The sequence below is a fragment of the Pseudomonas sp. TAA207 genome (genome assembly GCF_001529285.1).
Lineage (GTDB): Bacteria > Pseudomonadota > Gammaproteobacteria > Pseudomonadales > Pseudomonadaceae > Aquipseudomonas > Aquipseudomonas weihenstephanensis.
Window position 1 is genome coordinate 1 of sequence record NZ_LLWJ01000064.1, and the last position, 23,133, is coordinate 23,133.

The following is a 23,133-nucleotide window of genomic DNA, read 5'->3' on the forward strand; positions in this document are numbered from 1 at the left end:
TGTAGTCGCTGCCGAGGCACGAGGCTGCGATCGGCCGCGAAGCGGTCGTAAAACCAATCCCCGCGCAGTGTCTGACACACCTAGATTGAATGCTTCACGACGACTCTGTCGCCGCGCGTAGCCTCGCGTTACTCGTCAACGCCTACAGGCCCTGCGTTTATCACCTGTAGTCGCTGCCACCACGACGTGCCTTACAGGTATTTATTCCAGAACAGCATGTGCCCGTAGGCCGGGTCCAGCTGGCCATCGCTGAAACCAAACTTGCGATAGGCACCCTGCGCCACCGGGTTGCCTTCTAGCACTTCAAGGGTGATTTTGCAGCAACCGCGCTCACGGGCGATGTCTTCAACCTTCTCCAACATTTTGTGGCTCAAGCCCAAACCCCGAAACGTATCCACCACCGACACGTCGTGAACGTTAACCAATGGCTTGCCAGCAAACGTAGAAAACCCTTCAAAACAGTTGACCAACCCTGCCGCCACATCATCGACAAACGCGAGCACGCTAAATGCATGCGCACGCTTGGCCAGTTCAGCCGGCAAAGCTTCCAGCACCTGCGCCGAGAGGGCTTCACCGCCCCCCATAGGATCCTTGGCGTAATGATTCAGCACATCCCTGACGGCCTGTGCATGAACGGGGTTTGAATAGTCTGCTTGCACCACAACGATGTCCGACATACCACTTCTCCTCATTGAGACTGCTGATGACAGCCCCGGACATTAACGTGGCCCAGGGCGCGCATTCAAGTCTCAATCAGGTGCCTGAGCAGATACATCGACGGACTTCATCAGCGTCTCGATCTCATCTGCCAGCAGGGCCGTAGGGGTGTAGATGTACACATGCCTGAACTGTGAGTGATCTGTGCGCAATTGCTCCTGATCCAACCCCGCTGCACCTGCCAAGTCTTGACTGATGAGCAATACGTCAAAAGCATCCACCTCTGCATCGCACAGCCCGGATAACTCTTCAACACGCTCCAAGGGTGCAATGCGGTAATAGCCCAAGCCGTTAAGCGCCTTCTCTATCTTTAAAGCCTCTGTTCGCTCGGCATCGGCGATCAAGATTCGTAATGATTTAGTAGGCATTTGAGTTGAACCGTCTTCAAATTATGTTTCATCGAAAATTCAAACAATCCACATCTGTGGACAGCCACACGCCATCGCTAGATAAGTACAAACGTGTGGATTTCAAGAGGCCGCTCACCGCCTCAGGCCCGCAATTCATCGCTGTCGGCGTAGGCCTCAAGCAACGCCTCAAGGCGCTCCATGCTCTGGTGGAGTTTATGGACATAGTCAGTCAGCGCTAACGCCGGGGTAGATGCACACGCAACTTCCAATTGTTCACAAGATTCAACCAACACCTGGGCATCAATGAGCATGGCGCCACCTTTGATCCCATGGGCCAGTTCCATGAGGCCTTGACGATCATCGCTGACAAAAAAAGCCAGCAGACGCCCAATATCCTTGCGATTACTACTGGCCAGCTCGTCCAGCATTTTTTTAACCAGCCTTTCATCACCTTGGCTCATCTGCTTGAGATAACTCAGATCCAGCTCTTTAGCCCCCTGTGCAGGCTCATAGATCGGCCTGGCAGGTACTACTCCAGCCAGGCAATCATCCAAATCCTTGAGACTGAGGGGTTTAAACAGGCAGCTGTCCATCCCGGCAGCCAGGCAGCGATCAACTTCTTCGGGTTGAGCGTTAGCCGTAAAGCCAAGAATCAGGCAAGGTTGCGAGCCGAGTAAGCGCTCTTGCTCGCGTATCGAGCGCGTTAATTCGTAGCCATTCATCACCGGCATATTGCAATCGGTGATCACCACATCAAAAGACCTGGCGTGCCAGGCTTGAAGCCCAAGCGCACCATTTTCAACATCCACCACGCTGTGCCCCAGATAGCTCATTTGCTGTACCAGCAGCATGCGATTCGCCGGGTAGTCGTCCACCACCAGTACGGTTAGCGCGCCGGGTTGTTGTTCAGCCTCAGGTTCTAGCGCCACGTTGATGGTCTCAGGCTCAAGAACAGGCACCTGCACTGCCATCTCGACCTGTGTACCGACACCCTCCACGCTCTCCAGCCGCAAGGTGCCTCCCATCATCTCGCAGAGCGTTCGACAAATGACCAACCCCAGACCAGAGCCACTGCGTGCCGATTGGGTGTTATTGCTGGCCTGGATGAAGGGGCTGAACAAACGTGCCTGATCCTGCTGTGAAATACCCATGCCGGTGTCCTGCACCCGCACGCGTACCGAAAGCTGAGTCGGCGCGCGACCTGCACCCACGTGCAACTCAATGCGTACTTCACCCCGATCAGTAAACTTGATCGCATTGCCCACTAAATTGGAAATAATCTGTTTAAAGCGCAAAGGATCAATCAGCACATCTGAGTCAGGCTCCTCAAAGGTCAATGTACTCACCAAACTCAGGTGTTTTTGCCGCGCCAGCCCATCAAACATACGCACTACCGATTCGACCAGTGCCTTCAAGTTGGCGCGTTCAGGGCTTAATGAAAGATGCCCGGACTCGATGCGTGCGATGTCCAGAATATCGCCGATCAACTCCAGCAGCTCTCGGGCCGAACCTGAGGCCACCTCAATAGCGAAACGGTCCAGTATCCCTTGGTCGGCTTTTTTCATCGCCAGCTCAAGCATGCCGATCACGGCATTCATGGGTGTCCGAATCTCATGACTCATCGTGGCCAGAAACGTGGTTTTAGCCCGGTTGGCTTCGTCTGCACCCAGCTTGGCCACTTGCAGTTGCTCTAACAGCTGCTGGCGTTTACGGATCGCACGGCGCAAGTAAGCAATCCAGACCAGCGCGACCAACAGCAAAGCCGCTGCAATCGCAAAGCCTTGCACAATCGCGGCACGGTTACGCAACCAGTAACTTTCACCGGCTTGCGTGGCGGTGCGCCAGCGATTGGTCAAAGTGCCCATTTCCTCAGGGGTGATGCTGAGCAGAGCTTTATCCAGAATGGCGCTTAATTGAGGGGCGTTATGCGACGTGGCAAAACCAATCTGTGCGGGATGTGACCCCACGGTGCTGGTGATATGCAATTGCTCACTGAAATGGAGCGAGATCATGTAGCGGGCACTCACCAACGCATTGATCGCTGCATCCGCCTTGCCCTGGGCCACCCAACTCATGGCATCCCATGCGTTTTCGGCCTCCAGCAGTTGAACCTGCGGGTAATGTTGCTCCACGTAGTCACGCAGCACATTGCCGCGCACCAACACCACCCGCTGACCCGCCATGTGGTCCAGCGTGACAGGGCTGTCGGTGTTCAATGGCGTTACCAGCACAAAGGGCGTGGTGAGATAGGGTCGAGTGAAACGCAATTGGTGTTCACGCGAGGCGCTGGGGGTGAAGGCCCCCATCATGTCGGCTTTGCCACTCGTGACCAGCGCTGCCAGATCCTCGACTGACTGGGCTTTGACCGCCTCGAATACAAGTCCGGTTCGGGCGCTGATATGGGCCAGCACATCGGCACTGATGCCTTTGAATTCGCCTTGCTCGTCGATGAACGACAGCGGCAGGTATTGATCGTTGATCGCCACTTTAATGCGCGGATGTTGGTTGAGCCATTGCTGCTCACTGTCGCTGAGGTTGAGCCGCCAATGGCTGGTTATTTGGGGCCCTTCCGAGCTCCAGCGGCGCAGGATGGTCATGCGTTCACTGGCAGGAATCACCGCCATCGCCGCATTCACCACGCGCAGTAACCGGGTGTCGGTGCGCCGTAAAGCAAAGGAAAAGGGCGTCACCTCCAGGCGTGAAAAATCCGCCACCTGCACATTGTTCAAATAGTTTTTGTTGATCAGGTAATTGGCGCTGATGAAATCACCCAAATACACATCGGCCTGACCAAACGCCACGGCACCGATCGCCGTCAGGGTGGAGGGATACAGTTGCAATGTGGCCTGGGGGTAAAACGCCCTGACTTTGTCTGGCGGCAAATAGTGATCCAGTAACGCCACACGCTTGCCCGCCAGATCAAACGGCAAGTTGTTGCGGTTACTGGTGCGGGTAACCAGCGTCGGGGAGTCTTCGGCGTAAGCCCGGGTTAACTTCAGCTCTGGGTCCTGCGTTTCAAAGTCGTTGGCGCTGCCCAGTAAATCCACCTCGCCCTGTTTGAGCGCCGCCATGGCCGCGGGTCTTGAAGGGTAGCGTTTGACCTCGACGGTAACGTTCAGTAACTCCGAAACAAGCTCGGCATAGTCCGCCGTCAAACCTTCAAAATACTGCCCGTCCGCCGTCACATCGAAGGGGGCGTAATCCGGCGCAGAGACGCCTAAGCGCAACGTACCTTTTTTGCTCAGCCATTGTTTGTCCGCGGGTTCAAGCACCACGCTGTACTCTTCAACGTTGGAGCGGCCTAGCAATTGCAGGGTCTGAACCGATGCCTGCGCCGCGACGCTTGACCAGCACACGCTCATCAAGCACAGCCCCATCACACACTGGCGTACAAACACGTTCATTTAGAGCAGGCCATTACGCTTGGCAAACTCGGCCAAGAACACCACAGAGTCAATTTTCAACTTTTCCTTCAAACGGGTCTTATACGTACTGATGGTTTTACTGCTCAAAATCATGTCTTGGGCAATTTGTTTATTACTTAAGCCCCGCGCCAGGTGCAGCAAAATAGTGAGCTCACGCCCGGACAAACCTTCAATCAACGCCTGCTCACTCAAGCTCCCATCACTGTTGCGAACAGAACTGCTACCCACACTCGGAAAGAAGCTATAACCATCCATCACGAGTTTGACACCACGCAAAACGTCTTCCATGCCCTTGGTCTTGGTAATAAAACCATTGGCACCGGCACGCATGCATTGCTGCGAGAAATGCGAATCCTGATAAGAAGTCAGCACCAAAACCCGAACTTTGGGGTAGGAGGGTTTTATTCGGTTAAGAACATCCAGTCCGCCGACACCCGGCAGACCAATGTCCAGAATCACGAGGTCTACCGGGTGATCGCGAATAAATTGAATGGCTTCGCTACCCGTGCTGACGTCTCCTACCACCTCATAGTTTTGTGCCGTCAGTTCTAGCTTCATCACAGAGCGGATCAAAGGATGATCATCGACAATCAAAACTTTATACATAGGCACCTCAGTCCATTGCATCAACGCCGGTGCACACTTCGTGCTAAACACCGTTTTGAATAGATGCGTTTTTTCAGCAATCCAAAAAGACAGATTTATTGAGACATGAATGAAGTATAGGAAAATTCCCACGAATTTCTTTCAAATATCCGAAACAAATAAAGCTCTCCTCTGAAGACCACGTGAAACTCAGCCGGGGATAATCGCCAATTAAGCACTAGCAGCATGAAGGGTAATTGCGACTACGCGTGTAGGGTATTTCTCAAGCTAGCCACGCCGACACCGGCATTATTCCGTGGTGCTCGGGCTCCAAAAGGCTTGAACCACCAACGTTGAGGTCGAGATACGGGCAATCAACGCATCCAGCTCATCCCCGTCAACAGAGGTTGCAACCAGCGTGCCTTCAATTTCGACTTCATCCTGGCCAAAGGCATGCACATCCAAATCCCGAGCCGGGTAATTGCTGCGTTCCAACTCTGCTTCGAGCAAGGCAAGCACGGCCTTTTGCTGATGACGTCGCGCAATCACGTACACCATGTAGGTCACTTCGGACGAAATCACGTCCAGTGGCTGACGGTTAATATTGTTGACGATCGGACGCAGCAAAGTGTTGGCTGCCAAAACGAATAACGTACCCAGCAACGCCTCCAGAATCAGGTCTGCACCGGCACAGGCGCCAACAGCCGCTGAGGCCCATAACGTGGCTGCCGTGTTGAGACCGCGCACATTGCCTTCTTCGCGCATGATCACCCCGGCCCCCAAAAAACCTATACCTGAGACCACATACGCCACCACTCGCACCGCACCTTCAGCGCCGCCCAGGCGGTTGGCCATGTCGACAAAAATCGCCGCGCCCACCGCCACCAGCACATTGGTGCGTAACCCGGCGGTACGTTGGCGATACTGGCGCTCGAAACCGATCAAGCCGCCAAGGATAAAGGCCGCACTGAGGCTGACCAGTGTGTCGACCAGCGAGGTAAGGTTGATATTGTTGAGTGCTTGCATGATTTCATCCCTGACTCGATCACTATGCGCAGTCGCTGACGCCCTTGGCGCCAGCGACACCAGACGCCTGCTTTACTGCCAGCCAAACTTACGAATGTAGAAGCCTTTGACCGCTTGGGTCAGGGCCATGTACGCCAGCAAGATCATCGGCAAAAACACGAAGTACAGCGGTGGCAACGCCTCCAGTTTAAAGTAGCTGGCCAATGGTCCCATCGGCAGAAAAATACCTACTGCCATAATCACGCCCGTCATCACCATCAATGGCATCGCCGCGCGGCTTTGCAGGAAGGGAATTTTAGGCGTACGGATCATGTGCACAATCAGGGTTTGCGTCAGCAGGCCGACCACGAACCAGCCTGACTGGAACAGGGTTTGATGCTCAGGCGTATTGGCCTGGAACACGTACCACATCAGGCCAAACGTCAAAATATCGAAAATCGAGCTGATCGGGCCAAAGAACAACATGAAGCGCCCCACTTCAGCAGGCTGCCAGCGCTGTGGTTTTTTCAGCATGTCTTCATCGACGTTATCGAACGGGATGGCGATCTGCGACACATCGTAGAGCAGGTTTTGCACCAGCAGGTGCATCGGCAGCATTGGCAAAAACGGAATGAACGCACTGGCCACCAATACCGAGAACACGTTGCCGAAGTTCGAACTGGCGGTCATTTTGATGTACTTGAGCATGTTGGCGAAGGTGCGACGCCCTTCAAGCACGCCCTCCTCCAGCACCATCAGGCTTTTTTCCAGCAAGATGATGTCCGCCGCTTCCTTGGCGATGTCCACTGCACTGTCCACCGAAATACCAATGTCTGCGGTGCGCAGGGCGGGCGCATCGTTGATCCCGTCGCCCATGAAGCCAACCACATGGCCATTGGCTTTGAGCAAGCGCACGATGCGTTCTTTGTGCGAGGGTGTGAGCTTGGCGAACACATTGGTGGTTTCCACTGCCACCGCCAGCTCAGCATCGCTCATGCGTTCAATGTCATTGCCCATCAGCAGCCCCTGCTGATCCAGGCCCACTTCGCGGCAAATTTTCGCCGTTACCAACTCGTTATCACCCGTCAGCACTTTGACCGCGATCCCGTGCTCAGCCAACGCCTTGAGTGCGGGCGCCGTGCTTTCTTTGGGCGGATCAAGAAACGCCACGTAACCGATCAGCGTCAGTTGCTGTTCATCCGCCAGGCTGTAAGTGTCACGCCCTGGCGCCATGGAACGCGCCGCGACACCCACAACGCGCAAGCCTTCTTCGTTGAACGCTGCGGTAACGCTACGAATCCGCGCCAACAGCTCATCCGTCAGCGCTTCTTCAGACTCGCCATGACGCACGCTGTTGCACACCGACAACACCTCTTCGACAGCGCCTTTGCATATCAATACGTGAGGCTGGTCCTGCTCGGCCACCACCACTGACATCCGGCGACGGGTGAAGTCGAAAGGAATTTCGTCAACCTTGTTGAACGCGGTGCCCACGTTCAATTCACGGTGAACCTCAACGTGCTCCAGCACGGCCACGTCCAGCAGGTTTTTCAAACCGGTCTGGTAGTAGCTATTGAGATAAGCCATTTCCAGCACGTCGTCAGACTCTTGCCCCCATACGTCCACGTGCCGGGCGAGAAAGATTTTATCCTGGGTCAGCGTGCCGGTTTTATCGGTGCACAGCACATCCATCGCGCCAAAGTTCTGGATCGCGTCCAGCCGTTTGACGATGACTTTTTTACGCGACAGAAATACGGCGCCTTTGGCCAGGGTCGAGGTCACGATCATAGGCAGCATTTCGGGGGTCAGGCCCACCGCCACCGACAGCGCGAACAGCAGTGCTTCTGTCCAGTCGCCCTTGGTAAAGCCGTTGATGAACAGCACCAGCGGCGCCATTACAAACATAAAACGGATCAACAACCAGCTGACTTTGTTAACCCCGGTCTGGAACGAAGTCGGCCCGCGGTCGGTCGCCCCGACTCGTTGCGCCAATGCCCCGAAGTAGGTGTTGTTACCCGTGGTGAGAACCACTGCCGTGGCTGCCCCGGACACCACGTTGGTGCCCATGAACACAATATTGTCCAGCTCCAGCGGGTTGCTGGTATCGCGGTCAGTCTGGTGCGCAAATTTTTCCACGGGCATCGATTCGCCCGTCATCGCTGCCTGGCTGACGAACAGGTCCTTGGCGCTGAGTACCCGGCAATCGGCAGGAATCATGTCACCGGCAGACAGCACAATCAGATCACCCGGCACCAATTGCTTGATCGCCAGCTCGATGCGCTGCGCGCCTTTGATGTTCAGCGACGCGCCGTAGAACTTGCCAAACATTGGCGCGGCATCGGCACTGAAATCGCGACGCATCACCGTGGCCGTGTTGCTGACCATCGCCTTAAGGGCATCTGCTGCTTTATTCGACTTGGCTTCCTGCCAAAAACGCAGCACGGTGGACAACACCACCATGGTGCCAATCACTACCGCGGCCTGAATGTCATCGGTGGCCAACGACACGGCCGCCAGCAAGGTCAACAGCAAGTTGAAGGGGTTTTTGTAGCAGTGCCACAGGTGCACCCAGCGGCTCAGAGGCTGTTCGTGCTCGACCTCGTTAAGCCCATGCTGCTGACGCAGCGCTTGCGCTTCAACTTCACTCAGGCCATCGGTGTGGGTGCCCAGCGTGTCGATCAGTACCGCGCTGTCACTGTTGGCCGCAGCGACCAGGGTTTGCGCCAATGTCGCGGGAACTTCGCGGCTGACCGTGGTATGGCTCAGGCCATCCAGAACGGCCAGACGACGAAAGTGCCGCCCGATGTGACGCGTGCGCAGAAAACCTGCGAAGAATTCTTTCAGGGTGAGTTTCATGGTGCTACTCCTGCGCCGCCTGCGCTCACCCCCAGCGGGGGCTTACCCAGACGGCCTTAATCTCGAACCGTCATTCATGGTGTTACAACCCGGATACAGGCCAAATGCCTGTGCTTTTTAGTGGGGCAGTCGTACGCAGCCCGGCAAGGCAGGCCGATGACGACGACGGTGGATGCGTCTGAAAATGTTGCCCATGGTGATTCCCCTAACACGTGGTGTCAGCGGTGTTGCGCAGCAGGTACAGACGAGCGCAAGCCGTGCGCCATAAAGGCGGGGCATGAACCTGCGCCCTGATGCGATCCGCAGCCGTAGAGGCTGTGTTCACACAGGTTTCAGTGTCGAAGAGAAGGTTTCGAGGTTCAGGTCACCACTGACCCGATCAAGACACCGTTTCTCGCTGATCAGCAAGAAACGGCAGGGGAATCTGCGCGTTAGCTTGCCGAGGTGATACCGGTCTTTAACACCGGCCGACTACTGTCACTCGAACTGGTACCCACTGAGGGACTCCGCTATTGATGAAAACGCCGGCAGCTTACGCCCGACGTTTTAGAGAGTAAACCGTAGAAAGGCTTGTACTTGATGAATCAGAAGGTTCTTCAGGCAGGGTTCAGAAACCAAAAAGCGCTTACCTGAATATCAAGCAAGCGCTTTGGGGATGCCGTGAGTCGCAGGCCAACACGTGGCCATTGTGGGTGCGCGACAGGCTCCGTCTTAGACGGCGGTGGCCAGCAATTGCTCCGCGTTGATGTGGCCCTTGGTGCGGTTTTTATCGTGGGTGTACAGCGACGCGCAAATTTCCTCGGCACGGATCGGCAGCACCGACAGCAACGTGTCGCTCAGGCCGTGGCTGGCCTGGCAAAAGCCCTGCATATAGATGCCCGCCTTGCAGCGCGCGTCGGTGGTGATGCGGTAATCGCGGCCCACTTCAAAGTCGCCCAGGTACTCGGCCAAAGGTGCCAGCAAATGACGATGCATCTGGCGCTCGTAGCCCGTGGCCAGAATCACCGCATCGTAATGCTGCTCGTTAAGCTCACCGCTGGCGGTGTTGCGCAGCGCCAGCTTGATGCCCTGCGCGTCAGCCACCGCGTTTTCAATGCTGGTCAGGCTGCGGAACGCGTGACGGGCAATGCCCGAGACTTTCTGACGATAGAAAATCCCGTAAATACGTTCGATCAGGTCAATGTCGACCACTGAATAGTTGGTGCTCTGGTACTCATTGATCAGCCGTTCGCGCTCGGCGGTATTTTGCTGGTACACCAGGTCGGTGAACTCCGGCGAAAACACTTCGTTAACGAAGGGGCTGTCATCGGCCGGTTTAAGCGCCGAGCCGCGCAGGATCAAGTCCACTTGCGCCGACGGAAAGCTGTCATTCAAGTCAATGAAGGCTTCGGCGGCACTCTGACCGCCGCCAATGATCGCGATGCGCATTGGCTTACCGTTCACACACGGCTGTTTGGCCATACGTTCCAGGTACTGCGAGTGGTGGAATACCCGGCTGTCATCTTTGAGCGCTTTGAAGGCCTCTGGAATTCGCGGTGTGCCACCTGCACTCACCACCACCGAGCGTGTCGTGCGCACGTGTTGTTGGCCCAGAGCATCTCGCGAGATCACGCGCAGCGCTTCAACTTGCTGCTGATGCAGCACCGGCTCGATGGCCAGCACTTCTTCGCCGTAACGGCTTTGCGCTTCGAAGTGCGACGCCACCCAGCGCAGGTAATCGTTGAACTCCATGCGGCACGGGTAAAAAGTGCCCAGGTTGATGAAGTCCACCAGACGCCCGTGCGCCTTGAGGTAATTGACGAAAGAATACGGGCTGGTCGGATTGCGCAACGTCACCAGGTCTTTGAGGAACGAGATTTGCAGTTCGCTCTGGGTCACCAGCGTGTTGCCGTGCCAACGGTAGTCGGCCTGTTTGTCCAGAAACAGCACGTCCAGCGGACCTTGCACCTGCCCGCGTTCTTCCAGGGCGATGGCCAAGGCCAGATTGGAAGGCCCGAAACCGATGCCGATCAGATCATGAACGACGGCCGAAGCGATTGCCTGTGTCATTTCCAGTGTCCTCTGGATTACCCCTCAACAGAGGGAAGAAAAAGCCCATGACCTGATTGCTCTGTGGCAGAACAGCAGGTCGTCTGTTGAGTAGGAACGAGGCTACAGAAATAAAATTTAGGCGTTATCCCACTGCCGAATACGAAACCGGCAATGCTTCATGGCATTCACTATGTGCTTCTCCACCACACTGCGTGACACACCGAGGCGTTCGGCAATCTCGGGGTGGGACAGGCCCTCAAGCTTGCGCAACAAAAAACTGTCACGGCAGGCTTCAGGTAGCTCGCTCAACGCACGCTGCACCATCTCCAGGCGTTGACCGTGGTCCATGGTGGCTTGGGGAGAGGGGCAGAAAAACCGCTCATCGGTGTCCAGCACCTCCAACGGTTCGACCTGACGCAAGGTATTGCGCCGATGACCGTCGATCACCAGATTGAGCGCCGTGCGGTACAAGAACGCCCGTGGCTGCTCAATCGGCTCATCACTGGAACGTTCCAGCACCCGCACATACGCGTCATGCACCACATCTTCAGCGGCCTGAGCATTGCCCATGCGGGCACTCAAAAAGCTCACCAATTCACGATAGTAGTTTTCCAACATGACTCCTGACCGCAGCGGGCGCGGTAACTTTCCATGAGCGCAGAAACATGGCCGTATGACATAGCGGCATGATGATGGCACTTTTGCAGACGTAATTTATAGTAATTCTCATATAGATTTAAAGCCCGACCGTTCAAACTCACAGGAAATATTCAGTAACAGCCCGCCCTGCACAGCCTTAAATTGCGCGCCTGAGCGTTCGTTTACTCAACAGCTCCCCGTGTCTGTCGCCTCGCCGACAGCGTTAGCTGTTGGGCATTTCGGCTCAATGACATGACGACGGGCCGAATCTCATTGGCCGGAACCCTGCATGAAACGCCCCCGACAGACCCGCCGCGCACTGCTGATTACTCTCTCTTTACTGCTGATTGCCGCCCTCGTTGCGTGGCCTTTTCTCACGCCCGGTCGGGACGCGTATGACACCGTCCCCGTCACCCGTGGCGACATCGAAAACAGCGTCACGGCCCTCGGCACATTACAACCGCGCCAATATGTCGATGTGGGTGCACAGGCTTCGGGGCAAATTCACAAGATCCATGTCGAGGTCGGTAACGAGGTCAAAGAAGGCCAATTGCTGGTCGAGATAGACCCCTCCACGCAAACGGCCAAGCTCGACGCCAGCCGGTTTGCCATTGAAAACCTCAAGGCCCAACTGCAAGAACAGCGCGCCCTGCACGACCTGGCCAAACAGAAATACCGCCGCCAGCAACACCTGGCACAAGGCGGCGCCACCCGCGAGGAAGACGTGCAAAGCGCACAGGCCGAGGTCCGCACCACCCAGGCCCGCACCCAGATGTTCCAGGCCCAGATTCGCCAGGCACAGGCCAGCTTGCGCAGCGATGAAGCGGAGCTGGGTTACACGCGCATTTTTGCGCCGATGGCCGGCACCGTGGTGGCGATTGACGCTCGCGAAGGCCAAACCCTCAACGCGCAACAACAAACACCGTTGATTTTGCGCATTGCCAAACTGTCTCCAATGACAGTCTGGGCCGAGGTCTCGGAAGCCGACATCGGCCACGTCAAACCCGGCATGCAGGCTTACTTCACCACCTTGAGTGGTGGCAACCGGCGCTGGAACAGCACCGTGCGGCAAATTCTGCCGGTGCCCCCCAAGCCCCTGAACGAGGCCAGCCAGGGCGGCGGCAGCCCCGCCAGCTCAGGCAAAAGCGGTAGCGCGCGGGTGGTGCTGTACACCGTATTGCTGGACGTCGACAACACCGATCAGGCGCTGATGCCCGAAATGACCACCCAGGTTTTCTTCGTTGCCGATCAGGCCAAAGACGTGCTGCTTGCACCTATTGTGGCCCTGCAAGGCAGTACCGACAGCGATCGCCAGACGGCGCACATCGTCGCCAAAAACGGCAAAGTCGAAGCCCGCGACATTCGCACCGGCATCAGTGATCGCCTGCGCGTGCAAATCCTCGAAGGGCTGAGCGAAGGTGATCACCTGCTGATCGGCCCAGCCACCGGCAACGGAGGCTAAATGGCCACTCCCCTGATTGACCTGCACGACATCCGCAAGGTCTATGGCGGCATCGACACCCCCGAAGTCCACGTACTCAAAGGTGTCAGCCTGTCGATTCACGCGGGCGAGTTCGTGGCCATTGTCGGCGCCTCGGGCTCGGGCAAATCGACGCTGATGAATATCCTCGGCTGCCTCGACCGCCCCACGTCCGGACGCTATCTGTTTGCCGGTGAAGACGTGGCCCGGCTGGACTGCGACGAACTGGCCTGGCTGCGCCGCGAAGCCTTTGGTTTTGTGTTTCAGGGCTACCACCTGATCCCGTCGGCCTCAGCCCAGGAAAACGTCGAAATGCCGGCCATTTATGCCGGTATGCCCGCTGCCGAGCGGCACGCACGCGCGGCTGCCCTGCTCGACCGACTGGGCCTGGCCGAGCGCACGGCCAATCGCCCGCACCAACTGTCTGGCGGCCAACAACAACGCGTGTCCATTGCGCGCGCCTTGATGAACGGCGGGCACATCATCCTGGCCGACGAACCCACCGGCGCCCTGGACAGCCACAGCGGCGCCGAAGTCATGACCCTGCTCGATGAACTGGCCAGCCAGGGCCATGTGGTGATCCTGATTACCCACGACCGCGAAGTGGCGGCACGGGCCAAGCGCATCATCGAAGTGCGCGACGGCGAGGTCATCAGTGACACTGCCAACGGCGCACCCGCTTCCAGCGACAACCCCAAAGCGTTACAGGCCATCGATTTGCGCCAACGCCTGAACGAAGGCAGCGAGGCCAGGGGCGCCTGGAAAGGCGAGCTGGTAGACGCCGTGCACGCGGCCTGGCGGGTGATGTGGATCAATCGCTTTCGCACCGCCCTGACCTTGCTCGGCATTGTCATTGGCGTGGCCTCGGTGGTGGTGATGCTGGCCGTGGGCGAAGGCAGCAAACGCCAGGTGATGGCCGAAATGGGCGCCTTTGGCTCCAACATCATTTACCTCAGCGGCATGTCGCCCCGTCCCAGAGCACCGCTGGGCATTGTCACCCTCAGCGACGTGGCGGCGCTGTCGACCCTGCCGCAAGTGAAAATGATCATGCCGATCAATGGCGCCGAGATCGGCGTGCGCTTCGGCAACGAAGATCACACCATGTACACCGGCGGTAACGGCATCGACTTTTCGGCGATCTTCAACTGGCCCGTGGTGCAAGGCAGTTTCTTCTCCCAGGCCGATGAAGACGCCGCCGCCGCTGTCGCGGTGATCGGTAAAAAAGTCCGCGAGAAAGTGCTCAAAAACGTACCCAACCCAATTGGCCAGTACATCCTGCTGGAGAACGTGCCCTTTCGCGTAGTCGGCGTGCTGGCCGAGAAAGGTGCCAGCTCCGGCGACTCCGACAGTGACACGCGCATCGTGGTGCCCTACTCCTCGGCGAGCGTGCGCCTGTTTGGCACCCATAACCCGGAATACGTGGTGATTGCCGCAGCCGATGCCAGCAAGGTCAATCAAACCGAAAAAGCCATTGAGCAACTGATGCTCAAACTGCACCACGGCAAACGTGATTTCGAAATCACCAACAACGCCGCGATGATCCAGGCCGAAGCCAAAACCCGCAACACCCTCTCGCTGATGCTCGGCTCAATTGCCGCCATCTCATTGTTGGTGGGCGGTATCGGGGTGATGAACATCATGCTCATGACGGTGCGCGAACGTACCCGTGAAATCGGTATTCGCATGGCCACCGGCGCGCGCCAGCGCGACATTCTGCGTCAATTCCTCACTGAGGCCCTGATGCTGTCGGTGGTGGGCGGCGCGGCGGGCATCGGCCTGGCATTCATCGTGGGCGCCGTACTTTACCTGTGCGACGTTGCCGTAGCGTTTTCGTTGGTTGCCGTCCTGGGCGCCTTCGGTTGCGCACTGGTGACTGGCGTCATTTTCGGCTTTATGCCGGCCCGCAAAGCTGCCCGGCTCGACCCGGTCACGGCCCTTACCAGTGAATAAACGATTGATGAAGCCGTCTTTGAGCCTGCTGTCCGCCTGCCTGTTGCTGGGTGCCTGCAGCCAAAATACCCCGCGCGACGATCACGACGTCCTGACACCCGCCACCTGGCAGTCAGCCCACACGCTCGCCAACCCGCTGACCCAGCAACAATGGTGGCAACAATTTGGCAGCCCCGAACTGGACCGCCTGATTGCCCAGGCTCAGGTGGGCAGTTATGACCTGGCGGGCGCCGTCGCACGGGTACGACAAGCTCAAGCCAGCGCCGTGATCGCCGGGGCCCCCTTGCTGCCCGAAATAAAACTGGGCGGCAGCGGCAATCGCGAAAAGCTGTTGCGCGGCAAGGGCTACAGCCAACTGGACGCCACAGACAACAAAAAGGCCGTCGATTACTTTGACGCCCGCTTGACTGCCAGCTATGAAGTCGATTTTTGGGGAGGCAAAGCGGCAGCGCGTGACAGCGCGCTACAGGCACTCCAAGCCTCCGAATTTGATCGCGCCACGGTTGAGCTGACCTTGCTCAGCGGCGTTGCCAACAGTTACGTGCAAACGCTGGCGCTCGACGAGCAGTCACGCATTGCCCGACTTAACCTGAACAATGCACAACGTGTGCTTGGCGTGGTGCAAACGCGCTATGACGCCGGCTCCGCGACAGCACTGGAGCTGGCCCAGCAAAAAAGCCTGGTCGCCAGTCAGCAACGTCAGCTGCCGCTCATTGAGCAACAGGCGCAAGAGGCCCGCATCACCCTCGCGGTGCTAATGGGTAAGCCTGTGCAACAACTCACTATCGGCGACACCGCGTTCGCCCAACTGCACTGGCCGAGCATCGGCAGCGGGTTACCCAGTGAACTGCTAACCCGGCGCCCCGACATCGCCAGCGCCGAAGCCAAACTGGCGGCCGCCCGCGCGGATGTCATTGTGGCCCGCGCCGCCCTGTTGCCGGGCCTGACACTGGGGGCCAGCCTCGGCTCGGGGGCCGACCGTCTGAGCGATGTGCTGCGCAGCCCGTTTTACAACCTGACGGCAGGGCTGACCGCCCCGATCTTCAACAACGGGCGCCTGAGTGCCGAACGCGACAAAGCCAGTGCTCGCCAACAGGAACTGCTGCAAACCTACCGGGCAAGCATCATCAGCGCCTTCGCCGACGTTGAAAAAGCCCTCAACAGCGCCAACGGTCTGGACCAGCAGCGTCAGTGGCAAGACGAAGAGCTCAAACAGGCACAGCAAGCCTTCGACATTGCTGAAAACCGCTACAAGGCCGGGGCTGAAATGCTGCTGACCGTTCTGCAAACACAAAACACGCTGTATCAGGCCCAGGACCAACAGGTGCAACTGCGCATGGCCCGGTTGCAGGCCAGCATCGCACTGTACAAGGCACTAGGCGGCGGTTGGCAAGCGATGTGATTGAGCACCCGGTTCACGTTGGCGCATACCAATCCAGCGCCAACACTCCCGGCGTGCTTGCTGCGTTTTATCGTTACGCCTACCCAGGTGGGTAAACGCAGCTACGCCTTGACCGACAAATGCCGCGCATACCAAGGACGTCGCGGGACTTTACGGAACAGACTGGCAAGGGTCTTTTCATCGCCAAAAGTGATCCGCAATGCCAGCTTCATGGTTTCAGGGTCCATTTCAACCGTTTTGCCCATCGCCAGCCCCGGCGTCGTGCTGCACCCATGCGTTATCGGCCCAAGCCATGGATCATCCACTTCCACCCAGCGCCCCGGTGCAAACCAGGGCACGCCGTTGACTTCCTGACGCGTCAACTCGCCGGGATGAAAGCGCTGGTGAGCAGCAAACCAGTCCTCAAGGCGGTCATCGATCCAGCCGTGGAAACTCCAGAACACCGGGTTTACATGCGACGAAAACGGGTCGCCAAGAAAGTCGTTTTCAGGCACATACCAACGCGCCGAAAAATCGGCCGGATCTCGCGCAAAAGGCACCGGGGCGCCATTGGATGGATCGCGCGGCACCGAGGCCCAGCGCATGTGCAGCCAGTCGTGCAAGCCTAGCTCCACCTCCGACCCAAACTGGCCCAGGGTCAATGTCGACAGGTAACGCGGGTCGCGATAGCGCGACTCCCACACCTCGAAGTTGCTGTGAAAGGTTTCGGGCTGTTTGATATCACTCAGCCATTGGGTATAGACCGCGTCACCTTCCGCCAGCCAGGTCGGCGGCAAGGCACTGCCGTCATGGTTATCAAAGTAACGGGCAAAGCCCGCCCGGTCGCGTACCAGCTCTGGCTGCGGTAACGGAAAGGCCAGCCACGAAGGCAGGTCTTGCATGGAACGCGCCGTGCGCAGCATGTGCCGGTGCATAAAAAAGAAGTCCACCCCCGAACCGTTGCGGTCTTTACGCGGCCCCCGGGCGTCCCGCTCCTTGTCACGCTGACCGGGTTGCCAGCCGATACCGCGCAGGGCATTGCGCTTGTCCTCCGTCAGTTCATGCCAGGTATCGCGCGAAGCGTGCCAGAGCTGGTGAAACAAACGGTGCTCGGGCGACACCAGCCAGGCCAACAACGCAGGATTCAGGCCATTGCGCTCGCGCGCTTCGGGAAACGTATGCTTGACGGCCACAAAACGGTTATCCAGCTCGGGCCATGCCAGCGCACGATCCAGGCGCTGCACCCGACCACTCAACGTGCCACTGCCCGCGTTGCCATACAGGCCCCACACTTCATCAAGACTGAAACTGAATTCGTAATCCGGCTGGCCCTGAGGCGCGTCACTGCGCGTAAGACGCCAATGCATCAGCTTGGCGTCGGGTTCTACCAGATCACCCAAGATGCGGTAACGCGGCGTCTGCGCGCTATGCAAGACCTGCGCGGTGTCCAGAAAGCCACGCACCCCACGGCCACGCGGGGCAATATCCAGCCACACTTGCAGGTCATCCGCAGGCAAGCCTTCAAGCCCTGCGTCGCGACCATCGAAACGGATTGTCCACACACCCCGCAGTTGATCCGCCAGTTGTTGCCCGGCGGTGTCCGCCAGGTCGACCGTCGCCTCGCCGGGCGTGATCGGGTCATCCACCCGCGTCAACTCGCGATGCCCATAGAACGCTGCTGGCGCCACTGCGCCGGTGATCGCTAAACCCGCGATGAACCCTCGTCGAGAAATCGTCATTGCCCTACCTGTCCCAGCCTGAATGCAGGCGTATCCAAGCTAGAACGTTTGTTGCGCGCTCAAATTTAGCCCCGCAGCCACAGCCAGATTTCAGGAACTCTCCCCTCCCACTGAACTCAGTGATTCATGACCTGTGGTCAAGAGTGCTTTGTCTGATGCCGGGTTTTTCCCACGTATCTGACCGAGGATACTCAGCCTCATTCTTACGACACCCAAGGAGTTATCCATGACAGTTCCAGCATTCGGCCTCGGTACATTTCGACTAAAAGGCCAAGTGGTGATCGACTCGGTAAAAAACGCCCTTGAACTGGGTTACCGCGCCGTGGATACCGCACAGATTTATGAGAACGAAGCCGACGTGGGCCAGGCCATTGCCGAGAGCGGCGTGGCCCGTGATCAGCTGTACATCACCAGCAAGATCTGGATCAGCCACTTCAGCAAGGACGCGTTAATCCCCAGCCTCAAGGACAGCCTGAAAAAACTGCGCACCGAGCATTTGGACCTGACCTTGATTCACTGGCCATCGCCCAACAACGCAGTGCCCGTTGCCGAGTTTATGGGGGCGTTGCTGGAAGCCAAGCAACAGGGCCTGACCCGAGCAATCGGTGTGTCCAACTTCACCATCGCGCTGATGAAAGAAGCCATTGCCGCGGTGGGTGCCGAAAACATTGCCACCAACCAGATTGAGCTGCACCCGTACCTGCAAAACCGCAAGGTGGCCGAGTTTGCCAAAAGCCAGGGCATTCATATCACCTCGTACATGACGTTGGCCTACGGCGAAGTGCTCAAAGATCCGGTCATCAATGCCATTGCCAAGCGTCACAACGCAACGCCAGCACAGGTCACACTGGCGTGGGCCATGCAACTGGGCTACTCGGTGATTCCGTCCTCTACCCAGCGGGCAAACCTTGAAAGCAACCTCAAGGCGTGCGAACTGCGCTTGACTGAGCAAGACATGCAGCAGATTGCAGCCCTGGACCGCGGGCATCGCCTGACCGATCCGCAAAGCGTAGCGCCTGCGTGGGATTAAACAGACCTGTAGTCACTGACGAGTAATGCGAGGCTGTGATCGGCGCCAGCGCCGTCGTAAAACCCTTCAACCAGGCTGTGTCAGATGATTGCAGCCTCGTGCCTCGCCAGCACCTACTGCACGCCAAACCTCTGCAATTGCATCTCTTGCAAGCGACTCAAGGTACGGCGGAACGCAAAGGCCAGATAGCCCTGCGTGTACAACTGGTCCATGGGCACCTGCGCCTCAATGCACACCGCCACCTTGCGGTCGTAACACTCATCGATCAAAGCAATAAAACGCCGCACGCTGTCGTCATATTTGGACAGCTGCGGCAGTTCACGATCGCCCGCCTCAACTTTTACCGCCCCATCTTCCGTACCCCGCGCGATTTTACCTTCACGCTGTTCGGCACTCAGGCATGGCACCTCGCTGAGCAAGATGACGCTGTATCGGTCACACATCTGCATAAATTCAGTGGCGGCCAGGGGCTGCTCGCACAGTTCGTGAAACGTACACCACAGCACGGTGTCGCTGGCAGCCAGGGTTTTCAATACCCGATGCCCCACTGCAATCGGTTGCTCAGACACCACCTGCCCTTGAGTCAGACGCTCAAACAGCGGCCCCATCACGCTCGGTTGCCCCGCTGCCGTCAGCCAATAACGCTGCTCGGCGATCCCCGGATGCAATCGGTGATCCTGAGCACCGTCTACCGACACCACGGCCATATGTTTGACAATCGCGGTGATCGCCGGCGCAAACCGGTCGCGATTGAAACCCTCGCCATACAGCTGCTCCGGTGGCTGATTGGAGGTGCACACCAACACCACACCTTGCTCAAACATCACCTGAAACAGGCGGCCCAGGATGATCGCGTCACCAATGTCATTGACAAACAACTCGTCAAAACACAGCACTCGCACCTCTTGGGCCAAACCTTGCGCCAGTGCCTTGAGCGGGTCCTGAGTGCCAATGAGTTGAAACAGACGCTGATGCACCCATTGCATGAAATGGTGAAAGTGCTGGCGCCGCGCTGGCACCGACACACTCTGGTAGAACTGATCCATCAGCCAGGTTTTACCGCGCCCCACCGGTCCCCATAAATACACGCCCCTGACCGGCTCAATGCCCTGGCTTAGTTGTTCGTGACAATGCTGCAACGCTTGCACCGCACGCCACTGTGCAGGGTCCTGGACAAATCCGTGCTGTGCAATGGCCCGCTCCCAGGCAGTGATGGGGGATTCAACATTCATACGATGACCGGCTCCTGAATCTGACGGGCCAGTATGCCAGCACGGCATCAGGCCGAGGCCCTTGAAATGCTGATCGGCGTCACCACATTGTTACTCAAGCGGTAACAGAGCGTTTTGCCATCAAGTCTTTTTCAATCATTCAAACGGCGTAAACTTGGCGACATGCACTGAACCGCACTTGAAACTTAAACACGGAACTTCGTACGCACTCATTGAATACTTATTCGGGCGCGTAACTTCTACCCGCCTGCACGGCACATGAAGTCAGTCACTGTTCATATTTGATTACTTTAGAGGCCACTCACATGAAACATCTGATCGCTTTATTACTGGCCGGCATAGCGACCACCGCCCTGGCCGGTGAAACAACCCCCACTTCGCAACCGACAGTTGAACACTATTCCTACGGAACAACGCTGGACATTGCCAATGTCATCAGTATGTCCAGCATCCCGAAAGTGTGCGAAGTGGTACCGGCGCAAATGACCTATGAAGACCATCAGGGCCAACGCCACACTGTGGAATATCAGGTCATGGGTGACGGTTGCAGCACTCACTAAACACAGGCTATGCCCAAGGTTGCACGCACGGATGCGACCCCAAGCCCCCTCTTTGTAGGGGGCTTTCTTTTGCACAACATAAAAAACAGCATTATTACCATTCCAACAATACTGCTTGGCATTCTTTTGACTTTAATCAATGTTTTAAGTGCGTATCCTATGTTCATCCCTCGCTGAAACATTGAAACAGGGCACGGTACTTCGTGTTGCGCCACACTTCTTAAAAGGCGCAACAACTTCTCCCGCCAGCATGGCAATGGAAGTCAGTGATACGTGATTGTTTTAAGGTCTGAAAAAAATGAAAGGTTTTATAGCACTTGCTTTGATGGGTATTGCGACAGTAGCCGCCGCTGACGACGTTGAAGTTGCACAGGCCCAACCGGTGGTTGAACAGTACACCTACGCCACTGACCTGGACGTTGCCCATGTGATCAGCGTGACTCCGACTGCCGATGTGTGTGAAGTGGTGCCGGCGCAAATGATCTATGAAGACCACCAGGGTCAGCGTCACATTCTTGAGTACCGGGTCATGGGTAACGGCTGTTCCAACGGCTGATCGAGTCAACAACGATAATGCTGCACACCAGGCCTGCGTTGAACGCGGGCTTTTTTATGTGCCCGTGATGACCACGTGATGCCCGGCCCTGCAATGGCAAGACCGGGCTAGAAGCGCTCGCAAGCGATTCAGGTAGCGAGAATCAGTCTTTCTTCTCGGAAATCACTTTGCCCGTGTGATCAAGCGTGGTTTCGACTTCGACTTCCACACCATCGATTTTCTTCACGCCTTCCGCTTTCCAGATACCGGTAGCCGGATTCTCCAGTTCAACCTTTTTAATGGTGACGTAGCCATTATCGGTTTTGAGGACTTTAATCACCTCTTTGGAGAACGCCCAGTTCGCATCGGGTGTCGCAGCCATCGCAGCGCCAGCGCTCAACACAACAGCAGCAGTGATTGCAGCAGCAAAGGTTTTCTTCAACATTGTCTTAACTCCATTAATTGATGTTGCGTCTGTTACGTAGGTTGCCGCAGTAAACGTAGCAGAGAAAAAAACCTCCATGATGGGTAAATGACATGCTTTTGACATGCCTCATGTTCTCGTTCGCTCTAGCACAGGGTTAGAATGCACAAAACCAGGAAGAGCCAATGAGCGAAACACGCCTCACCGAAGCCCAATACGATGCCATCACTGAAGCGGCTGCCCAGTGGTGTATGCGCTTGCATGAGCCTGATTGCACTGACCGGGAACGTGAAGCTTTCGCTGTGTGGCTGAACGCTGACCCGCTGCATGCGTTTGAATATGAGGCCATGCTCGACATCTGGGATGTCAGCGAGCACCTGCCGCGCCCCGAGCCTATAGGGGCACACGTGGTGCAACTGCCCCAAGTGCCACGGCGCAGCACCTGGCAAAAATACGCCACGGCAGCGGCCATCACCCTGCTCGCGGTGCCTGTGGCAGCGTACAGCGGCTGGGAACTGGGCTGGGTGCCCAATGCCTATGAACGTCATCAGGCCGATGCCCAGTTGCAAACCGTGACCCTGCCAGACGGCAGCCAGGTGGAACTGAACCTGGGCACACAACTGACGTATGCCAACTACAAAGACCAACGTCGCGTCACCCTGAGCAAAGGCGAAGCCTTTTTCAAGGTGAGTCACGATGTCGCACACCCGTTCATGGTGCAGGCTGCGGAGGGCCGGGTGCGCGTGACCGGCACCCAGTTCAATGTGTGGATGTACGAAGATCAGGTCAAAGTCACGCTGCTGGAAGGCTCAGTGCTGGTCACCAGCAACCAACAGCTCAGCGGGGACGGCTTGCGTCTGGAGCCGGGCATGCAAGCGCGATACAAGGCGGGCGACTATACCCCGCAAATCAGCCAGACCTATGCCAACGCGCCGGATCTGGCGTGGCGCAATGGCAAATTGGTGCTCGATAACCTGACGCTGGCTGACGCCTTGCCCATGATCAACCGTTACCTGGGCACGCCGTTGGTACTGGCAGACTCTGCCACCCGCCAATTGCGCATCGGTGGCGTATTCAACACCAAAGAAATCAACAACCTTGTGACCTCCCTGCCCAAAGTGTTGCCGGTGTACCTGAGCGTGAATCAGGACGGTAACCCCGTACTCAACGCCCTGCCGCGGGGCTGATTGAACA

The 23,133-nt window shown here is 57.3% G+C and carries 18 protein-coding genes; 7 read left to right on the forward strand and 11 right to left on the reverse strand.

Annotation, left to right across the window (positions count from 1 at the left end; all coding sequences use genetic code 11):
- Positions 1 to 191: 191 nt before the first annotated feature.
- From AP059_RS10070 to AP059_RS10105, 8 genes are all read right to left on the reverse strand, one after another.
- Positions 192 to 677, reverse strand: a complete 486-nt coding sequence (locus AP059_RS10070; RefSeq protein WP_059763071.1) for a GNAT family N-acetyltransferase — start codon at positions 675 to 677, stop codon at positions 192 to 194.
- 72 nt (positions 678 to 749) lie between these two features.
- The gene (locus tag AP059_RS10075) at positions 750 to 1,085 is read right to left on the reverse strand and encodes a hypothetical protein (RefSeq protein WP_059763072.1); all 336 of its coding nucleotides are present in this window, start codon (positions 1,083 to 1,085) and stop codon (positions 750 to 752) included.
- A gap of 122 nt (positions 1,086 to 1,207) precedes the next feature.
- A complete protein-coding gene (locus tag AP059_RS10080; protein WP_441295893.1) occupies positions 1,208 to 4,444 on the reverse strand; it encodes a transporter substrate-binding domain-containing protein in 3,237 nt (1,078 codons plus the stop codon).
- A gap of 27 nt (positions 4,445 to 4,471) precedes the next feature.
- Positions 4,472 to 5,098 (reverse strand): response regulator transcription factor, encoded by a 627-nt coding sequence (locus AP059_RS10085; protein WP_059763074.1) that lies wholly within the window; start codon positions 5,096 to 5,098, stop codon positions 4,472 to 4,474.
- A gap of 288 nt (positions 5,099 to 5,386) precedes the next feature.
- Positions 5,387 to 6,103 (reverse strand): MgtC/SapB family protein, encoded by a 717-nt coding sequence (locus AP059_RS10090; protein WP_048363655.1) that lies wholly within the window; start codon positions 6,101 to 6,103, stop codon positions 5,387 to 5,389.
- 72 nt (positions 6,104 to 6,175) lie between these two features.
- Entirely contained in the window at positions 6,176 to 8,938 is a 2,763-nt protein-coding gene (gene mgtA / locus AP059_RS10095) for a magnesium-translocating P-type ATPase (protein ID WP_059763075.1), read from the reverse strand.
- 711 nt (positions 8,939 to 9,649) lie between these two features.
- Entirely contained in the window at positions 9,650 to 10,987 is a 1,338-nt protein-coding gene (locus AP059_RS10100) for a lysine N(6)-hydroxylase/L-ornithine N(5)-oxygenase family protein (RefSeq protein ID WP_059763076.1), read from the reverse strand.
- A gap of 117 nt (positions 10,988 to 11,104) precedes the next feature.
- Positions 11,105 to 11,587, reverse strand: a complete 483-nt coding sequence (locus tag AP059_RS10105; protein ID WP_173426968.1) for a sigma-70 family RNA polymerase sigma factor — start codon at positions 11,585 to 11,587, stop codon at positions 11,105 to 11,107.
- A 310-nt stretch (positions 11,588 to 11,897) separates the two neighbouring features.
- Between AP059_RS10105 and AP059_RS10110 the strand changes: the two genes are divergently transcribed.
- The 3 genes from AP059_RS10110 to AP059_RS10120 are packed head-to-tail and all read left to right on the forward strand — an operon-like array spanning position 11,898 to position 16,440.
- Complete coding sequence (locus tag AP059_RS10110) at positions 11,898 to 13,070, forward strand: efflux RND transporter periplasmic adaptor subunit (protein WP_059763077.1); 1,173 nt, start codon at positions 11,898 to 11,900, stop codon at positions 13,068 to 13,070.
- Positions 13,071 to 15,038 (forward strand): MacB family efflux pump subunit, encoded by a 1,968-nt coding sequence (locus AP059_RS10115; protein WP_059763078.1) that lies wholly within the window; start codon positions 13,071 to 13,073, stop codon positions 15,036 to 15,038.
- 7 nt (positions 15,039 to 15,045) lie between these two features.
- The gene (locus tag AP059_RS10120) at positions 15,046 to 16,440 is read left to right on the forward strand and encodes an efflux transporter outer membrane subunit (RefSeq protein ID WP_059763079.1); all 1,395 of its coding nucleotides are present in this window, start codon (positions 15,046 to 15,048) and stop codon (positions 16,438 to 16,440) included.
- A 101-nt stretch (positions 16,441 to 16,541) separates the two neighbouring features.
- Here AP059_RS10120 and pvdP read toward each other — a convergent pair whose 3' ends face one another.
- Positions 16,542 to 18,158, reverse strand: coding sequence for a pyoverdine maturation tyrosinase PvdP (pvdP, locus tag AP059_RS10125; protein ID WP_059763080.1), 1,617 nt, complete (start codon positions 18,156 to 18,158; stop codon positions 16,542 to 16,544).
- A 226-nt stretch (positions 18,159 to 18,384) separates the two neighbouring features.
- Here pvdP and dkgB point away from each other — a divergent pair, with 226 nt between their 5' ends.
- The gene (dkgB, locus tag AP059_RS10130; protein WP_059763081.1) at positions 18,385 to 19,188 is read left to right on the forward strand and encodes a 2,5-didehydrogluconate reductase DkgB; all 804 of its coding nucleotides are present in this window, start codon (positions 18,385 to 18,387) and stop codon (positions 19,186 to 19,188) included.
- Between the two features lie 113 nt (positions 19,189 to 19,301).
- On the opposite strand, the gene zapE is transcribed toward dkgB, so the two are convergent.
- Positions 19,302 to 20,420, reverse strand: coding sequence for a cell division protein ZapE (zapE, locus tag AP059_RS10135; protein WP_059763082.1), 1,119 nt, complete (start codon positions 20,418 to 20,420; stop codon positions 19,302 to 19,304).
- 305 nt (positions 20,421 to 20,725) lie between these two features.
- Here zapE and AP059_RS10140 point away from each other — a divergent pair, with 305 nt between their 5' ends.
- Together AP059_RS10140 and AP059_RS10145 are read left to right on the forward strand one after the other, a co-directional pair.
- Positions 20,726 to 20,980 (forward strand): DUF2790 domain-containing protein, encoded by a 255-nt coding sequence (locus AP059_RS10140; protein ID WP_048363645.1) that lies wholly within the window; start codon positions 20,726 to 20,728, stop codon positions 20,978 to 20,980.
- Positions 20,981 to 21,278: 298 nt separating this feature from the next.
- Positions 21,279 to 21,536 carry a DUF2790 domain-containing protein gene (locus AP059_RS10145; RefSeq protein ID WP_059763083.1) on the forward strand — a complete coding sequence of 86 codons (258 nt, stop codon included), beginning with the start codon at positions 21,279 to 21,281 and terminating at the stop codon, positions 21,534 to 21,536.
- Positions 21,537 to 21,678: 142 nt separating this feature from the next.
- On the opposite strand, the gene AP059_RS10150 is transcribed toward AP059_RS10145, so the two are convergent.
- Entirely contained in the window at positions 21,679 to 21,960 is a 282-nt protein-coding gene (locus AP059_RS10150) for a PepSY domain-containing protein (protein WP_059763084.1), read from the reverse strand.
- A 164-nt stretch (positions 21,961 to 22,124) separates the two neighbouring features.
- On the opposite strand from AP059_RS10150, the gene AP059_RS10155 reads away from it, so the two are divergent.
- Positions 22,125 to 23,126 carry a FecR family protein gene (locus AP059_RS10155; protein WP_059763085.1) on the forward strand — a complete coding sequence of 334 codons (1,002 nt, stop codon included), beginning with the start codon at positions 22,125 to 22,127 and terminating at the stop codon, positions 23,124 to 23,126.
- Positions 23,127 to 23,133 lie beyond the last annotated feature (7 nt).

Excerpts from the sequence above, each read along its gene's own strand:
- pvdP (WP_059763080.1), bottom strand. The coding sequence starts at position 18,158 with ATGACGATTTCTCGACGAGGGTTCATCGCGGGTTTAGCGATCACCGGC.
- AP059_RS10115 (WP_059763078.1), top strand. The coding sequence starts at position 13,071 with ATGGCCACTCCCCTGATTGACCTGCACGACATCCGCAAGGTCTATGGC.
- AP059_RS10075 (WP_059763072.1), bottom strand. The coding sequence starts at position 1,085 with ATGCCTACTAAATCATTACGAATCTTGATCGCCGATGCCGAGCGAACA.
- AP059_RS10145 (WP_059763083.1), top strand. The coding sequence starts at position 21,279 with ATGAAAGGTTTTATAGCACTTGCTTTGATGGGTATTGCGACAGTAGCC.
- AP059_RS10150 (WP_059763084.1), bottom strand. The coding sequence starts at position 21,960 with ATGTTGAAGAAAACCTTTGCTGCTGCAATCACTGCTGCTGTTGTGTTG.
- AP059_RS10080 (WP_441295893.1), bottom strand. The coding sequence starts at position 4,444 with ATGGGGCTGTGCTTGATGAGCGTGTGCTGGTCAAGCGTCGCGGCGCAG.
- AP059_RS10100 (WP_059763076.1), bottom strand. The coding sequence starts at position 10,987 with ATGACACAGGCAATCGCTTCGGCCGTCGTTCATGATCTGATCGGCATC.
- AP059_RS10110 (WP_059763077.1), top strand. The coding sequence starts at position 11,898 with ATGAAACGCCCCCGACAGACCCGCCGCGCACTGCTGATTACTCTCTCT.
- AP059_RS10090 (WP_048363655.1), bottom strand. The coding sequence starts at position 6,103 with ATGCAAGCACTCAACAATATCAACCTTACCTCGCTGGTCGACACACTG.
- AP059_RS10120 (WP_059763079.1), top strand. The coding sequence starts at position 15,046 with ATGAAGCCGTCTTTGAGCCTGCTGTCCGCCTGCCTGTTGCTGGGTGCC.
- AP059_RS10155 (WP_059763085.1), top strand. The coding sequence starts at position 22,125 with ATGAGCGAAACACGCCTCACCGAAGCCCAATACGATGCCATCACTGAA.
- zapE (WP_059763082.1), bottom strand. The coding sequence starts at position 20,420 with ATGAATGTTGAATCCCCCATCACTGCCTGGGAGCGGGCCATTGCACAG.
- AP059_RS10085 (WP_059763074.1), bottom strand. The coding sequence starts at position 5,098 with ATGTATAAAGTTTTGATTGTCGATGATCATCCTTTGATCCGCTCTGTG.
- AP059_RS10140 (WP_048363645.1), top strand. The coding sequence starts at position 20,726 with ATGAAACATCTGATCGCTTTATTACTGGCCGGCATAGCGACCACCGCC.
- mgtA (WP_059763075.1), bottom strand. The coding sequence starts at position 8,938 with ATGAAACTCACCCTGAAAGAATTCTTCGCAGGTTTTCTGCGCACGCGT.
- AP059_RS10070 (WP_059763071.1), bottom strand. The coding sequence starts at position 677 with ATGTCGGACATCGTTGTGGTGCAAGCAGACTATTCAAACCCCGTTCAT.
- dkgB (WP_059763081.1), top strand. The coding sequence starts at position 18,385 with ATGACAGTTCCAGCATTCGGCCTCGGTACATTTCGACTAAAAGGCCAA.
- AP059_RS10105 (WP_173426968.1), bottom strand. The coding sequence starts at position 11,587 with ATGTTGGAAAACTACTATCGTGAATTGGTGAGCTTTTTGAGTGCCCGC.